This window comes from Orenia metallireducens (assembly GCF_003001995.1).
Classification (GTDB): domain Bacteria; phylum Bacillota; class Halanaerobiia; order Halobacteroidales; family Halobacteroidaceae; genus Orenia; species Orenia metallireducens_B.
The window spans coordinates 1-12,725 of the sequence record NZ_PVNB01000031.1 but is presented as its reverse complement, the minus strand read 5'-3'; the positions used below and the strand labels follow the sequence as shown (position 1 = coordinate 12,725).

Annotated in this window: 10 protein-coding genes and 3 tRNA genes; 1 reads left to right on the top strand and 12 read right to left on the bottom strand. The window is 33.8% G+C overall.

Annotated features, from left to right (window positions below; translation table 11 throughout):
- Positions 1–14 precede the first annotated feature (14 nt).
- The 3 genes from BX659_RS15920 to tyrS form a co-directional block, all read right to left on the bottom strand.
- Positions 15–668 carry a hydrolase gene (locus BX659_RS15920; protein WP_097019272.1) on the bottom strand — a complete coding sequence of 218 codons (654 nt, stop codon included), beginning with the start codon at positions 666–668 and terminating at the stop codon, positions 15–17.
- 9 nt (positions 669–677) lie between these two features.
- Positions 678–1,319: a sporulation protein YunB gene (yunB, locus tag BX659_RS15915; protein ID WP_258176154.1), complete on the bottom strand. Its 642-nt coding sequence runs from the start codon at positions 1,317–1,319 to the stop codon at positions 678–680.
- A gap of 85 nt (positions 1,320–1,404) precedes the next feature.
- Positions 1,405–2,625 (bottom strand): tyrosine--tRNA ligase, encoded by a 1,221-nt coding sequence (gene tyrS / locus BX659_RS15910; protein WP_097019270.1) that lies wholly within the window; start codon positions 2,623–2,625, stop codon positions 1,405–1,407.
- Between the two features lie 477 nt (positions 2,626–3,102).
- Here tyrS and BX659_RS15905 point away from each other — a divergent pair, with 477 nt between their 5' ends.
- Positions 3,103–5,478, top strand: coding sequence for a penicillin-binding protein 1A (locus BX659_RS15905; RefSeq protein WP_097019269.1), 2,376 nt, complete (start codon positions 3,103–3,105; stop codon positions 5,476–5,478).
- A gap of 49 nt (positions 5,479–5,527) precedes the next feature.
- Here the strand turns inward: BX659_RS15905 and BX659_RS15900 are convergent, their stop codons facing one another.
- The 9 genes from BX659_RS15900 to BX659_RS15860 form a co-directional block, all read right to left on the bottom strand.
- Positions 5,528–7,900 (bottom strand): endonuclease MutS2, encoded by a 2,373-nt coding sequence (locus BX659_RS15900; protein WP_097019268.1) that lies wholly within the window; start codon positions 7,898–7,900, stop codon positions 5,528–5,530.
- Positions 7,901–7,946: 46 nt separating this feature from the next.
- Positions 7,947–8,441 carry a thioredoxin family protein gene (locus BX659_RS15895; RefSeq protein WP_097019267.1) on the bottom strand — a complete coding sequence of 165 codons (495 nt, stop codon included), beginning with the start codon at positions 8,439–8,441 and terminating at the stop codon, positions 7,947–7,949.
- 193 nt (positions 8,442–8,634) lie between these two features.
- Positions 8,635–9,462 (bottom strand): CvfB family protein, encoded by an 828-nt coding sequence (locus BX659_RS15890; protein ID WP_097019266.1) that lies wholly within the window; start codon positions 9,460–9,462, stop codon positions 8,635–8,637.
- A gap of 74 nt (positions 9,463–9,536) precedes the next feature.
- The gene (gene polX / locus BX659_RS15885) at positions 9,537–11,213 is read right to left on the bottom strand and encodes a DNA polymerase/3'-5' exonuclease PolX (RefSeq protein ID WP_097019265.1); all 1,677 of its coding nucleotides are present in this window, start codon (positions 11,211–11,213) and stop codon (positions 9,537–9,539) included.
- Between the two features lie 21 nt (positions 11,214–11,234).
- Entirely contained in the window at positions 11,235–11,720 is a 486-nt protein-coding gene (locus BX659_RS15880; RefSeq protein WP_097019264.1) for a CvpA family protein, read from the bottom strand.
- Complete coding sequence (locus BX659_RS15875) at positions 11,721–12,098, bottom strand: cell division protein ZapA (RefSeq protein ID WP_097019263.1); 378 nt, start codon at positions 12,096–12,098, stop codon at positions 11,721–11,723.
- A gap of 227 nt (positions 12,099–12,325) precedes the next feature.
- Positions 12,326–12,401 (bottom strand) — tRNA-Gly (locus tag BX659_RS15870).
- Positions 12,402–12,406: 5 nt separating this feature from the next.
- Positions 12,407–12,491: transfer RNA gene (locus tag BX659_RS15865), tRNA-Tyr, on the bottom strand.
- Positions 12,492–12,634: 143 nt separating this feature from the next.
- Positions 12,635–12,710, bottom strand: a tRNA-Glu gene (locus tag BX659_RS15860).
- Positions 12,711–12,725 lie beyond the last annotated feature (15 nt).

Genomic DNA, 12,725 nt, shown 5'->3' with positions numbered 1-12,725 from the left:
TGCCTGCTTTGAAATTAAGTCCGATAAGTTGCCATCAAATCCTTCATCAATTGAGTTGTAGTTGGAGGTGTATAAACGATAGCATTCGCACCTGCATCGATAGTCTCTTCTATCGCTTTATCACTTGAACCACCTGTAGCCATAATAGGAACATCAGGATATCTGTCTCTAATATATTTAACTACTTCAACTGTATCCTTTCCTGCACAGACATTGAGAATATCAGCTCCATTCTTCAACCTCTCTTCTACCCTTTTAGTAGATACAACAGAAACAATAATAGGAATCTCTACAGCCTGCCGTACAGCTGATAGAGTCTTATTATCGATGGGAGCATTCAATACTACCCCTAATACCCCTTGAAATTCTGCATCTAAAGCAAGCTCTACTACTCTATCCCCTTGAGTAGTTCCTCCACCTATCCCCACCATCAATGGCATATTAGCTACTGTGGCTAAGGCATGGGAGAGTATAGGTTGTGGTGTAAAAGGATAAACAGCCATAATCGCATCAGCATTATTATTCTTAATCACTACAACATCAGTAGTAAAGATAATCGCTTTGACAAAACGGCTTAGAATATGTATACCTGTAGCCTTATCAATAATCTTAGGCACTTCTATACATTTACTATATAAAGGTGTCTTGACTTTAAATTCCTTCTTCATAGTAATCTATCACTCCTTTTTGATTACCCCTTCTTTAAATAGCCCCTTTTCTAATCCTACATACACTTGGGGAACCTGACCAACAATTACAGCCTCTGTCATAGGAACCTGTGTGTTTACAGCTATCTCTGTACCTGTAAGGGGTACAACTACCCTTACCTTAGTATTTACCTTCAAATAAAGCCTGTGTCGTGTCTGATTAATCCCTACAGAATCAAACTCATCAACAACATCAGTCTTTACTGCTCCATGAGGTATTATTCGCGCATTGACCCTTGGACTGAATTTAGATAAGACTTCAACCCCAAAGATTTGAGAGATAGGTATAGTGATAACCTTTTCACTAAGGTTATCCAATCTTGTCTGTATCTCTAAAGTGATATCAGAGGATAATCTATTTACAAACTTCAAATTGGGTTCCATTAAAATGATATGCCCTTGCCGATTTGTTTGAATTCTAACCATATCATTATAGGATAATCCATTAGTAGCCTTATTAATGCCTTTATTGATAACAGTGGTTAACATTCCTGTCACTTCAACTTCACAGATATTATTTAAAATAGGTTGTAAAGTAGTTTCTACCAATATTATAAAGAACAGAGATAAGATTATTATTACTGATAATCCAATTTTTAGAAACCTTTTCAAGAAAAAAAGCACTCTAACCACCCCTTAATATCTTATTAATTAAAGGGTGATTTTGTGCAAGATTATTTCTAAATTAATCAATTTTCTACTTCAAAATTATCTTAGCAAATCTTCTCTTCCCAACTTTGATAACCATTCCATCCTTTACTTCTATATCAAGATTCATTTTATCATAGCGTTTATCATCTATACTAACAGCACCTTGTTTAATCATGCGACGAGCTTCACTATTACTATCTACCAATCCAGTAGCAGCAACAAGCTTCACAATCCATAACTTACCATCCTCTAAATCACTAGTAGCTAGTTCTACCTCTGGAATTTCATCAGGAGTATCTCCTTCTTTAAAGACTCGTTCAAACTCCTCTTGAGCAGCATGAGCAGTATCTTCATCGTAATATTTATTGATTATCTCTCTAGCAACCTTCTTCTTCATCTTCATTGGATGTAAATCACCATTAGCTAAGCCTTCTTTTATCTTATTCAACTCTTCTAATGAGATATCTGTTAATAATTCAAAGTAACGGGTGATCAGCTCATCAGGCATAGACATAGCCTTACCAAACATCTCACTAGGTGCTTCATTGATTCCTATGTAGTTTCCTTTACTCTTGCTCATTTTATCTACACCATCTAAACCTTCTAGTAAAGGCATCATAATAATCGCTTGTGCCTCTTGACCATACTCTTTTTGCAAGTTGCGCCCTGCTAAGAGATTGAATCTCTGATCGGTTCCACCTAATTCAACATCAGCTTCAATTGCCACGGAGTCATAACCCTGTAAGATTGGATAGAAGAATTCATGGATACTAATTGGTTGATTATTAGAGTATCTCTTAGAGAAGTCCTCCCTTTCTAACATTCTAGCTACTGTATAATTAGATGACAACTGAATAGCATCACTAAAACTCATCTCTCCAAACCATTGACTATTAAAGACTACCTTAGTCTTTTTGGGATCTAAGATCTTAAAGATCTGCTCTTCATAGGTTCTAGCATTCTCTTTAACCTCTTCTTCAGTCAATTGAGTTCTAGCCTTAGATTTACCCGTTGGATCTCCAATTCTACCAGTAAAATCACCAATCAATAAGATAATTTCATGGCCTAAATCTTGAAACTGCTTTAATTTCTGTAAAACTACAGTATGCCCTAAATGAATATCTGGAGCAGTTGGATCTAGTCCTAATTTCACCTTTAATGCCTTACCTTCTTCTTTGGACTTCTTTAGTTTCTTTACTAAATCCTCTTCTCCAATCATCTCATCGATACCTCGTTTGATTATCTTCAACTGTTCTGCAATTTCCATTACATAGCCCCCTATCATCATTACTATCTATAATATTTAAAATTATTTACATTATAAAATAATAAAAAAATCTAATATTAAACAAACATTAAAAAACTCTTTCCTCTTGTATATTAATAGAGAAAGAGTGTTTATTTATCTAGAAATACTTTTTTAACATTATATCACAATTAAAGCCCAATATCAAATATGTAAAAATAATCCATTAGCCCCGTATGATTAGTAGCTAAACGGGGAATTTACTATATATAAAGTCTATTTTATGTTATAATATTTAAAGGTCTTAGCACAGATAATTAATGAACTAAGAAGACAATATCTATTATAAGCTAAACTAATAAAAAATATTGAAAACTAAAAGATAATGGCAGATTATCTTTTACCTTGATAGAATAGTTATGAACTTTCTTAAAAATATTATAAATAAGATAATAAGAATCTATAATATATCTATTATCTTTTAAAGGGGTGAGTATATTGTCTAAAGACAGGCAGAAGATTAAACAATTAATTATAATATTAATTATATTAGCTATGGCTGTCGGCATGGGAGCTATAATTGGTGGTGTCACCTGGATCATTAAAAGAAGTCCTGATATCTCTGATTATGGTCAATGGCAGACAAGCGAAAGTAGTGTAGTATATGCTTCTAATGGTGAAATTTTAACTAAACTATATAAAGAAGATAGAATCTACGTACCTATTAACAAAATTCCAAAAGACTTACAAAATGCTATTGTAGCAATTGAGGATGAACGATTCTATCAACATTATGGAATAGATATTAGAGGTATTTTACGGGCTATCTGGGTAGATATCAAGGCAATGGCCAAAGTAGAAGGGGCTAGTACCATCACTCAGCAGTTGGCTAAAAATGTCCTCTTAACCCATGAAAAGTTATTCTCACGGAAATTACAAGAGATGTATATCGCCATGCAATTTGAAAGAATGTATACTAAAGCAGAAATTCTTGAATTTTATCTAAATGAAATCTTTTTAGGGCACAGTGCTTATGGTGTACAGAGTGCTGCTAAATTTTATTTTAATAAGGATGTAGAGAACTTGACTCTGGCTGAATCTGCTTTAATAGCAGGACTACCAAAAGCACCAAATAGCTATTCTCCTTATAGAAATCTAGATAAGGCTAGAAAACGTAGAGACCTTGTCTTAACAAAGCTGTTGGAACAGGGATATATCTCTCAAAGAGATTATAAACAAGCAATTAATGAGGAGATTAAACTTGAAAGAGCTGAAGAGAATAATGCTGAAGTTGCCCCATATTTCGTTGAATACATTAGAAAAGAATTACTTAACAAATTTGGTGCAAAGCAGGTTTATACTGGGGGGCTAAAGGTTTATACCACTTTAGATTTAGATATGCAGAAAAAAGCCCAAGAAACAGTAGATCACGCCTTTGAAACCAACTATTTACCTACTATTGTTCGCCAAAGGGGTCAGAGTAAGACTCAACCACAGGTAGCTTTGCTTACTATAGACCCTCATACTGGCTATATCAAAGCCATGATTGGTGGTCGCGGTGATGATAAATTCAATCGTACAACTCAAGCCTATCGACAACCAGGTTCTGCATTTAAACCCTTTGTCTATACTACAGCTATCAAGCAAGGTGCTGGGACTGGAACAGTTGTAGATGATACTCCTAAAGGATATAAAACAACACTCAATGGTGACGAGGATGAACTATGGATTCCTAAAAACTATGATGGAGAGTATCATGGTCCAACTACTTTGCGAATAGCCTTAGCAAAATCACTCAATGTGTCAGCTGTTAAATTACTAGAAAGAGTAGGGATTAGTAATGCCATTAATGTTGCTAAAAGCTTAGGAATTAAAAACTTAGTTCCTGAAGATAGAAACCTCTCCCTAGCTTTAGGTGGCTTGACCAAAGGAGTGACACCGTTAGAGATGTCTACAGCCTATGGAGTCTTTGCTACTGGTGGTATTAAAACAGACCCTATTGCTATCACTAAAGTCGAAGATAATAATGGTAATATAATCTTGTCCAATGAGGTTCATCGAAATATTGTTCTAGATGAGAGCGTAGCTTATCTAGTAACAGATATGCTTAAATCTGCTATCTCTAGAGGACCTTTAGTCTGGGGAACTGGTTGGAGAGCTTATTTAGGTAGACCTGCTGCTGGTAAGACTGGAACAACCTCTGATTACACTGATGCTTGGTTTGTAGGCTACACCCCTGATTTGGTAACATCAGTCTGGCTTGGTGAAGATTCTCCTACTAGAATGGAGTATCAGATGAAGGATAAAGAAGGAAATCTGATCAAAGATGGTACTGGTAAGATTAAGATGGACATCATCTCCAGTGGAGAAGCCTCTAAAATCTGGGGAGATTATATGAAAAAAGTTGTTGAAAATCGACCAGTTAAAGAATTTAAAAGACCAAATAATATTATTGCTAAAGAGATCTGTATTGAAGATGGGTTATTACCTAATCAATACTGTCCTCCTAATGCAAGGCGGGAAGAGCTATTTATTGAAGGTACAGAACCAACAGAAGTTGGTACTTTACACAAAGCCACTGCCCAGATAAAGATAGATAAATCTACAGGATTAATAGCTACAGATTACTGCCCACAAGATGAGGTAGTAACTAGAACTTATCAAGTAGAAACAGGTATTATCGTTGATGAAAATGGAGTTCCAGTCAAGAAGATTGATCCCGAGACTAAATTACCGTTAACAGATGAAGAAGGAAATTATATCTATGAAACTATTCCAACAGAAAAATGTAATATCCATGGTCCACAGAATCCAGCTGAAGAAATCAAGGATAAGATCTTTGACTTCTTTAACCTGTTAAGGGGTAGGGACTAATAAAAAATAGACTAGGGATTAATCCCTAGTCTATTTTTTATTAGAAATATTAAAAGTTTACTATAGTAACTCCAAATCCACCCTCTTGAGGCTTGCCAAAGCGATATTCCTGTACACTTGGATAATTATCCAAAATCTCATGGACTACATCCTTTAAGACCCCTGTACCCTTACCATGAACAATCTCAATTTGACTTAGATTGGTTAGCATCACATCATCTAAGTACTTTTCAACCTTCATCTTAGCATCTAAAGCTCTCATTCCCCTTAAATCCAACTTCGGAGAGATATTTCTTGCTTTATTGCCTTTAACCTTACTATAATTAACCTTAGCAAAGTTACTATCATCCTTATCTTGCTGCTTGCCCTTTACCTCCTCTAAATCTCTTAAATCTACATTTACCTTCATAATCCCTGCTTGAACAAGAGCCTGCTTCTTATCAGGGAATAACTGAAGAACCTCACCCTTCTTGCTTAAACTAACAATTTTAACCTTATCACCAACTTCTAAGTCAGGAACTCCCCTATTCTTCCTTGCTTCTTCAACTAATTTACCCTCTTGACTTTTAATACCTTTGCGCTCTTCCCGTAATCCACTTCTTGCCTCTTCAATTTCTCTATCACTAGCCCGCTTCTTCTCTTTTAGCTCATCTATTATCTTATTTGCTCTATCTTGAGCCCTTTTGATAATTTTATTGGCTTCTCGATAGGCTTCTTTTAACTCCTTTTCTTCTCTCTCTTCCAAAGACTTAAGTTTTTCTTCATACTCCTCTTTAAGTCTTTTAACTTCTTGATTAATTTGCTCTGCTTCTTCCTTCTTATCATTGTACTCTTTTCTATCCTGTTCAATCTCCTTTAAGATATTATCTAACTCGATATTATCCTTTGCTAATAAATTATTAGCCCCTTCAATTATATCCTCTCTTAGACCTAGCTTACTGGCTATTTGAAAGGCATTACTACTACCTGGTAGCCCCATCTGCAGTCTATAAGTAGGCTGTAAAGTCTCAACATCAAATTCTACTGAAGCATTTTCAATCCCTTCATTAGAATAGGCGTAGGTTTTAAGTTCACTATAATGGGTTGTAGCAATAGTCTTAGCACCCTTTTGATGTAAATAATCCAACAAAGACATAGCTAAAGCTGCACCTTCAGCAGGATCAGTACCAGCCCCTAACTCATCTAATAATACTAGTGAATTATCATCAACCTCTTCAATAATTTTGATGATATTATTCATATGGGAAGAGAAGGTACTTAAATTCTGCTCAATACTCTGCTCATCGCCTATATCACTATAGACCTGTTGATAGATCGCAAGACTAGAACCTGATAATGCTGGAATATGTAAACCAGATTGGGACATTAAAATCAATAATCCCACAGTCTTTAAGGTAACAGTCTTTCCTCCAGTATTAGGGCCAGTAATTACAAGGGTATTAAAGTCTCTACCCAACTGAACATCATTAGCCACTACATCACCTGTTATCAATGGATGGCGAGCCTTAATTAGTTTAATCTCTCCATCACTATTAAGTAAAGGTTCTGAACCACTTATTTCAGTACTGTATTTAGCCTTAGCAAAGATAAAATCCAATATCGCTAATATCTGTACAGTATCTTTGATATCATCTACTCTCTCTTTTACCTTCAAAGACAACTCCTTTAAGATTCGATAGACCTCTTCTTCCTCTTGGGAGGATAGTTGGCGAAGCTTATTATTGAGTTTAACTACAGGCATAGGTTCAATAAATAAGGTCTGACCACTAGCCGATTGGTCATGAACAATTCCTGGTACTTGATGTTGTGCTTCTGCTTTTATTGGTATTACATATCTATTGTCACGAATTGTAATTACAGATTCCTGAATATACTTACGATAACGACTTGAATTGATAATAGAGTTCAATTGATCTCTAATACCTTCACTGGTTCTTCTGATATTCTTTCTAATCTCCCTTAAGCGAACACTAGCATCATCCTTAACCTCTCCTCGCTCATCTATTGCCCCTTTAATAGTCCTTTCTAACTCCTTAAAGCTTCCAATATTACTTGCTAGATTGATTATCCTATAATACTCATTATCCTCATCATCTAAGTTAGCAAAATAATTGCTCAAGCGATGACCAGTCACCAGAGTATTTAGGATATTTAGTAGCTCTTCACCATATAAAACAATATCCTTCTCTACCTTTGACAGTGAATCTCTAATATCATAGATTCCACCAAAGGGAGGTCTTTCTTCCTTTACTAAGATCTGTTTGGCCTGACTTACCTCTTCTTGCCTTGCTCTAATATAGTCCATTTCAGTTTTAGGCTCTAAATTATCGACAAAGGTCTCTGTCAGCTTACTACTGATATGTTTTCGTAACTGTTCCTTTACCTTATTAAACTCCAGGACTTTCAATGCATGTTTATCCATTCAATATATCACCTTTCTTATCAAGATTCTTTAATTTAGAATCTAGTTATCTCAATATTATCTCTTCTAAAATCTCCTGCTCTATTAACCTATTATATTCTCCACATCTATAATTTTCAATTAAAGCTTTTTTCTCTTCTTCGTTTAGTCCTTTTAGCATTGTCTTAAAATCTTGAGGAAATTCAACAAACTGCCCTAGTAACTGCTTAGAGCTATCAAATCTTAGAATCGTAGGAATCCTAGCTACTTCTATATATTCTTCCATCACCGCTTCATAACCTTTACGTGGAAAGATATATATGGATATATTATCATTTAACTCTCTCATCTTCTCTAAATAAGGCAACAGTATCCTACAATCTGGACAGTATATCTCTGCAAATATTATAATATTTATCTTCTTGCTTATCTTACTTATAATTTCCTTCGTATTATCTGCTAAATTGACTTGTTTGTATATCTGCAACTGCTCTTGCTTATACTCCTCTTTAGATGAATTGAGATATTGCTCAAAGCCAATCCCCTCCTCTAGCTCAACCATGAAAATCTCCCCTTCTTTAATACCTATAGATGTTTATTGAAGATTACTAAGAAAGTATATTATTAGTCAATACTTATAAGCAAAGACCTTCAATCTAATTAGATTAAAGGTCTTAAATATTACTACAATACAAATTAAGCAAGAAATAATGAGTAATTAACTATTTGTACATCTAACTTAAAATTAGTCAAGATTAATCTCTTAACCTGATTCCTTCATCTGTTATATCTATAATTTCTTCTTTATAAAGACCTCCAATTGCCTTCTTAAATGTACCTTTACTCATCTGAAGTAATCTTTTAATTGTATGTGGAGAACTCTTATCATTTAAAGAGATAAAACCATCATCTTCTTTTAATTTCTTCAGAATTTTATCTTTAGCATCCTCTACTCTGCCATAACCTGGCTTTCTTAGGCTGACATCTAACTTATTATCTTCTCTAACCTTTTTAATATATCCTTTATATCTCTGCCCAATCTTTAGGTTTTTATAGATATCATCACTATAAACCAGCCCATAATACTTATTATTAACGATTACCTCAACTCCTAAATCGGTATATCTATAGATTAAGATATCTACCTCATCATTTTCAGAGATATCCAAGTCACTATGGTCGACAAATCTATCAAACTTCTCTGTAGCAACTATTCTGTCTGTCTCTTGGTCAAGATAAACCCTTACCACATAGCTCTTACCTTTCTTCAGCTTACCACGTTGCTCTCTATAAGGTACTAATAAATCCTTTTCTAGCCCCCAATCTAAAAAGGCACCGATTCTACTAACATCCTTCACCTCTAAATAGGCATAATCACCAACCTCTGCTTTGGGAGTTAATGTAGTTGCTATAGGTCTATCCTCAGAATCTTTATAGATAAATACATTTAATTTATCATCAATCTCAGTATTCTCAGGAATATATTTGTTCGGTAGTAATATCTCCTCACCATCTATCTCTAAATATAATCCAAAATCAGTCTCTTTTACTACTTTTCCTTCATTATACTTTCCTATCTTCACTTTTTCATCTCCTTTAATTATCACTCATACTGAATTTTTATTTCAAGACTATTAATCAGTGCTATATTATAAACCTATTTAGCTAAAAGCTTTTTAAATTCACTTAGCTCTAGAGTATTAATTACATCATCTTTCTCTAGCCAGCCCTTCCTAGCCACTGAAACACCAATTCCCATATTATCTAAATCTTTAGTCTTATGAGCATCTGTATTGATAATAAATTTAGCACCTAATTGATGAGCTAATTTAACCTGCTGATGATTTAAGTCTAGTCTTTTAGGTGATGCATTAATCTCCAAGATAGTATTAGTCTCTATGGCTTTATGTATAAACCTTTCAAAGTCAATATTATATGCTCCTCTGCCAAGAACTATTCTACCTGTAGGATGTGCTAAAATATGGACATGAGGATGTTCTAATGCTCTTATGATTCTCTCCATCATCTTCTCACTAGAATTATTAAATCCACTGTGTATAGATGCTATTACTATATCTAACTGAGCTAAAATATCATCACTATAATCTAATCCCTCAGCTAAGATATCCACCTCAGCTCCTTTTAAAATAGTAATATCTAAGCTCTCATTTAATTTATCTATCTCTTCCCACTGGGATTTCAATCTATCAGGGCTTAGGCCATTGGCTACAGTTAAGGACTGAGTATGGTCACAAATAGCCATATATTTATACCCCTTTTGCTGACAAGCTCGAGCCATCTCCTTAATGGTATATCGACCATCACTCCATCTAGAATGCATATGTAAATCACCTTTAATATCTTTTAGTTCAATACTATTAGGCAACTTATAATTTTGAGCTCTATCTATACTCTCTAAATCATCTCTCAATTCAGGGATAATATAAGGTAAATTAAGAGATTTAAACATCTCCTGTTCATCTTTAAAATCATCTATAGATGTATCCTTTCCCTTATCATCAATAATTTCCTGTAATCTTTGACTATATTCTTTGGAAGCTGTTGACCAAAAGACCTCCTCCCAAAAGGATCTATTATCAGTTACAGATATTTTGATTTTAATTCCTAGCTTAGTATCAACTACAAGAGTCTGATGAGCTAGTTTATCTATATTTGAGATAATAGAAATTTTCTCAAGTCGTTCAACTGTTTTGTTGAAATTATCAGTTGCTATAACTAAATCAATCTGATCAATGACCTCTTCTTTTCTTCTAATAGCACCTGTTACCTTAACATTATCAACCTCTTTAAAAGCTTCAATATAATCTTTTAGCTGATTGGCTAGATGAGTTGCCTCTCCTAAATTAAACTTATCTTTTTCAGATAACAGCTTATCTATACTCTCTAAAATCTTATTTTCAGTTTTAGGACCAATTCCAGATAATTGAGATAATACTCCTACTTCGGCTTTCTTCTTTAGATCATTTAAATCTTTAATTCCAAGCTCATTATAAAATTGTCTAACTTTACTGGCACCCACTCCAGAAACCTTCAACAAAGAAATTAATGTAGCTGGATATTCATTGATCAAAAGATTATAATCCTCACAACTCCCAGTTTCAACTATCTCTTTAATATTCTCCGCCAAGCTCTCTCCAATACCAGAAATCTCTGTCAGCCTACCTTCTTTGATTAATTGGGCTACATCAACTTCTAAATCCCTAATGAGTTTGCTAGCCCTTTCATAAGCTCTTATTTTATAGCTATTTGCCCCTTTTATCTTTAATAAATTCATAATATCATCAAAGATTGAACTGACTATTAAATTATTCATAAATATTGCCTCCAATTAATATCATTTCGAGAATTCTTCAATTTTTTTATCAACAACTGAACTAAAGCTTAATATCTTAGGAGCAAAATAAGATTGATTAATCTCCTTTTCTAACAGCTCTATAGGAATAATATTTAATAATAACAGTCCAATATATAAGATTAAAATTCCCTTAATAAGTCCAAATAATAAACCACCAAAATTATCAATAAAAGATAAAAAGATTATATCTAATAATTGAGTAAGAAAATATCCTATATAATTAATTAACAAAGTAACAATCACAACAATTAAAAAGAAAGAGATTATTTTTCCTAATTTTAAAGCAAGATCAAATTCCTTAACTAAAAACTCTGCAATAATTGTATACTGCTCTTGAGCAACATAAATAGCAATTATAATAGCTAATATTGCAGTTAACTGTTTAATTAAACCTAACCTATATCCCTTAACCATGAATACTACTGCAAGAATAATCACTACAATATCTATTAAGTTAAACTCCAACTAACCTAACTCTCCCTTCTCAATTAAATCTAAGAATTCTTCATACTCTTCTTTTAAGGTCCTATTCTGTTCTTTTAATTTGTTATTCTCAGAAAGAATTTTTTTAAAACTGCTCTCTAATTTATTATTATCTTCTTTTAATTTTCCATTCATCTCTTGCACCTTATATAGCTTATCTGCTAAGTTCAGAACCCCTAATATTATGATTCTATTTGTAGAAAGTGATGGTGCATACTCTTGAATCTCTTTCATATGTTCATTAACAAAAGATGCTATATTCTTAATATATTCAGGCGACTCATTACCTTTAATTTTATATTCTTTGCCTAAAATTTCTACTTTAACTTCAGACTTATTAGAAGAATTTTCTATACTCAATATTATTCCCTCCAAAGAGTTTTTTAATATTATAAATTAATTTATAATCTATTATTGATAAATACCTAATTAGTAAAACACATCAATCAATAATCTAAACAAAAGCTTTTTAATACTATTATAAAATATTCCTAACTATATAAATATTCACCAAAGCATCATTAAAATCCTTCTCCAAATACTAGAAAACCTTGCTATCCTGAGATAACAAGGTTGAATATACAAAATGGAGCGAAAGACGAGATTCGAACTCGCGACCTTCTCGTTGGCAACGAGATGCTCTACCAGCTGAGCTACTTTCGCATAAATGGTGGAGGGGAGAGGATTTGAACCTCTGAAGGCGTCGCCGGCAGATTTACAGTCTGCTCCCTTTGACCACTCGGGAACCCCTCCATATTTAGTTAGTAGTAATTAGTGAACAGTAATTAGTAAGATCTTTTAAAAACTTAACTGCTTACTCGTCACTTCATACTGTATTTTTGGTACCCCTACAGGTTTTAAACTTCAAAAACCTTTCGTGGAATTGATATTTTTAGTGGTACCCCCAAGGGGATTCGAACCCCTGTCGCTGGGATGAAAACCCAGTATCCTAGGCCACTAGACGATGGGGGCAAAGCAATGGCTGGG